The 2,713-nt window shown below is 56.4% G+C and carries 3 protein-coding genes and 1 pseudogene; 3 read left to right on the top strand and 1 reads right to left on the bottom strand.

Features of this window, described 5'->3' with window-relative positions:
• Nucleotides 1-283: 283 nt before the first annotated feature.
• Nucleotides 284-604 carry a hypothetical protein gene (locus DW870_RS05095; protein WP_187361856.1) on the top strand — a complete coding sequence of 107 codons (321 nt, stop codon included), beginning with the start codon at nt 284-286 and terminating at the stop codon, nt 602-604.
• 177 nt (nt 605-781) lie between these two features.
• A pseudogene (locus tag DW870_RS09605) lies at nt 782-1,034 on the top strand (ATP-binding protein); the annotation flags it as partial.
• On the opposite strand, the gene DW870_RS05085 reads toward DW870_RS09605, so the two are convergent.
• Entirely contained in the window at nt 1,004-1,333 is a 330-nt protein-coding gene (locus DW870_RS05085; RefSeq protein WP_117757953.1) for an ATP-binding protein, read from the bottom strand. The pseudogene DW870_RS09605 and the gene DW870_RS05085 overlap by 31 nt on opposite strands.
• A gap of 286 nt (nt 1,334-1,619) precedes the next feature.
• Here DW870_RS05085 and DW870_RS05080 point away from each other — a divergent pair, with 286 nt between their 5' ends.
• On the top strand, nt 1,620-2,621 hold the full coding sequence (locus tag DW870_RS05080; RefSeq protein WP_117757939.1) for an Abi family protein: 1,002 nt from the start codon (nt 1,620-1,622) through the stop codon (nt 2,619-2,621).
• Nucleotides 2,622-2,713: the final 92 nt, after the last annotated feature.

Genomic DNA, 2,713 nt, shown 5'->3' with positions numbered 1-2,713 from the left:
CGAGTTCACCTCGCGCGGCAGGGAAGAGGCCAACGAGGAAAAGCTGCGCCGCTGGAAGCGCGAGCAAGCGCTGTTTATGCAGCGCTGGCCGGAGTTTTTCTTGACGGGTGATCCGTGGTTGGGGCCTAACTTATCTGCCGAGAGTGAGTATTTCTCGCTTTAGACAATGGTTTAACTGCTGTCGAGAACCGCTAAGACCACTAAGGGCTATGCCTATCTGGTGCAAATGGTCGGTTACTCCATTTGGCAGCGCGCCAACTTGCATCGTGCCAAAAGTGCCATTGTGAGCGAACACGATGTCACCGAAGGCATTGCGCTGGCAGAGGCTCGTTTTCACGATGTTGTTCACGAGCCCGCGATTTCTGGACTGGGACTTAACGATATCAAATACCTTTTGGCGATGTGCGAGGATAAACAACAGTCCAAATCAGCCGAGATTGCTAAGCGCATGGGTAAAAAGACCAATGAGATCAGCTCTATTAGGGCCAAATTGCTACAAAGAGAGGTTATTCAGGCACCACAGAGGGGCTACGTGCAGTTTGCCGTGCCGGACCTAGATATCTATCTGCGAGAGAATGCTGCGGAGATTCTCGAGCGGTTCTAAATCGAGGCATGAATAGCCGCCGGTTAACTGCCTTTGTCGACTTGGCTCGCGTCCCCCCCAATCTAGTAGACTTTAAACCGTTGCTAGATTAGGGGGATTTTCAATGAAACGCTCCATGAAACTGGTTTCTGCGAGGACCTCGTGCTGGTGGGGGACGTCAGCACCGGCAAGACGCACATGGCCTCGGCGCTGTGCATGCTGGCGTGCGAGCGGAGGATGGAGGCCCGCTTCTTCACCGCGTCATCGCTCGTCATGCGGCTGCGGCGCGCCCGCGACGAGGGGCGCCTTGACCGTGAGGCCGCGCTCATCGGCTGCGCTAGGCTGCTCGTCATCGACGAGCTCGGCTTCCTGCCGCTGGATCTCGACGGCGCGCGCTCTCTTCTAGGTGTTCGCCGACGCCTACGAGCGGCAGTCGGTGGTCATCACCACGAACCTGGAGTTCAGCCGGTGGGGCGCGGTGTTCGGCGACGACCAGATGGCGGCGGCCGTGCGCATCGCCAGGGCCACGGCCATGTGGGTCTTGCCCCTGCCGGTCTTGCCGAAGAACACGAGGTCCTCGCGGGGGCCGACGAAGCCCAGCGAAAGCATGTCGTCGCGGCCCCAGCCCTCGGAGAACCGCACGTGCGACCAGTCGAACCCCTCGGCCGACTTGTGCACGGGGAGCCTCGCCTGCCTGAGCAGCCGTGCCCTCTTGGTCGCGTCCCTGTGCGCGAGCTCGGCCTCGAGCATGGCCCTGCAGCTCGCCACCTGCGTCCTCTATCTTGTCCACGTCGATCATTCCCTCCTGCCTTTGCTCGTTGCCGATACGACGCACCGACAACGTTAAGGCATGCGGTCTGGTCGGCGTGGCCGTGCTCAAAACCGAAAAACTATCGTGCTCAATTCTGAAAATCGGATGTGATCAAACCCGCAATCACGACGTTAACAAACACAAATAGGCCGGCGCCAACGACAGGCTCGCCCCGTCGAGGCGGGCTGGGATATAATTTCCTAGAAGGAGGCCAAGGGAGGTTCGATGAAGAAGGGCATGAGCATCAATTCCCTCATGAAGCACATGAGGACGAATCACGGTATGGAGGATTTGCGGGGGAGCGACAGAAAGATACTGCTGAGAAACATGGGCTATTTCCATGGCTATAAAGGCTTCCGGTTTGTCCGAAAGCCCAAAAATGCGCTCCCCCTCCCTTCGTTCGATGCACTCATGGACATATACGGGTTCGATTCCGCCATCAAGGCTGCAATCTACCCGGAGATAATGTTCATCGAAACGGCGGTTAAAAACATAGTCTTGGCCAGAATACTTGAGAACATAGAGGACCCCGGGCTGGCGACCTTCTTAAAGCGCGGCCTCCGGACATGCAGGGATGTCAACGGAAGGGTCGTGAACGGGCAGATGGGGGAAAAGCTCAAGCTCAAGAGCCAGCTTCAGAACATCGTGAGACGGAGTTACAAAAACGATCTCGTGAAGCATTATGTCGATCGCGACGATGACGCGCCCGTTTGGAGCATTTTCGAGGTGATGACCCTCGGCGATCTCACAAGCGTATGCAGAAGCCTTCCCGATGAAATCCTCGCCGATATCGCAAGCGACCTAGGTCTCTTACATGCGAACCCCGGCATCGTCATCAACATCGTCGAGACGATTCGTCCCTTAAGGAACGCGGTCGCCCATAACGGGGCGGTATTTGATTCGAGGTTCAGCCAATCGGTTAAGTATCCCAAGACCGACAGAAACCTGGCCGCGGTTGGCGAGCTTCTCGATGAGGATCTTTCTATCGGGTACAGGTTGAATTTCAATTCCATAATCGACTACATCGTTCTCCTGGCCTACCTATTGACCTTGCTAACGCATCAGAAGAAGCGTTCCAGAGATTTTCTTCGGAAATGCCTGCGGGAGCTCGAGAAGCTCGAGAGCGCTGTCGGGGTTGATACGTACATGATGATCGTCGGAAGCGGTGACCGGCAGAAATACGGATTTATTGAGGGGTTCATCGATGGCTACGGGCGCAAGCGGTGACGTTCCTTCCGTGTGCTAATATGTGTAGAGAGAAACGGCGAAACGCCGTGGGAGGGGCCGATCAGTCGACTCCTCCCTTTTAATATGAGTTG

Source organism: Collinsella sp. AM38-1BH, assembly GCF_003467545.1.
Taxonomy (GTDB): domain Bacteria; phylum Actinomycetota; class Coriobacteriia; order Coriobacteriales; family Coriobacteriaceae; genus Collinsella.
The sequence above is the reverse complement of the archived record's forward strand: the minus strand, read 5'-3'. Positions and strand labels throughout refer to the sequence as shown.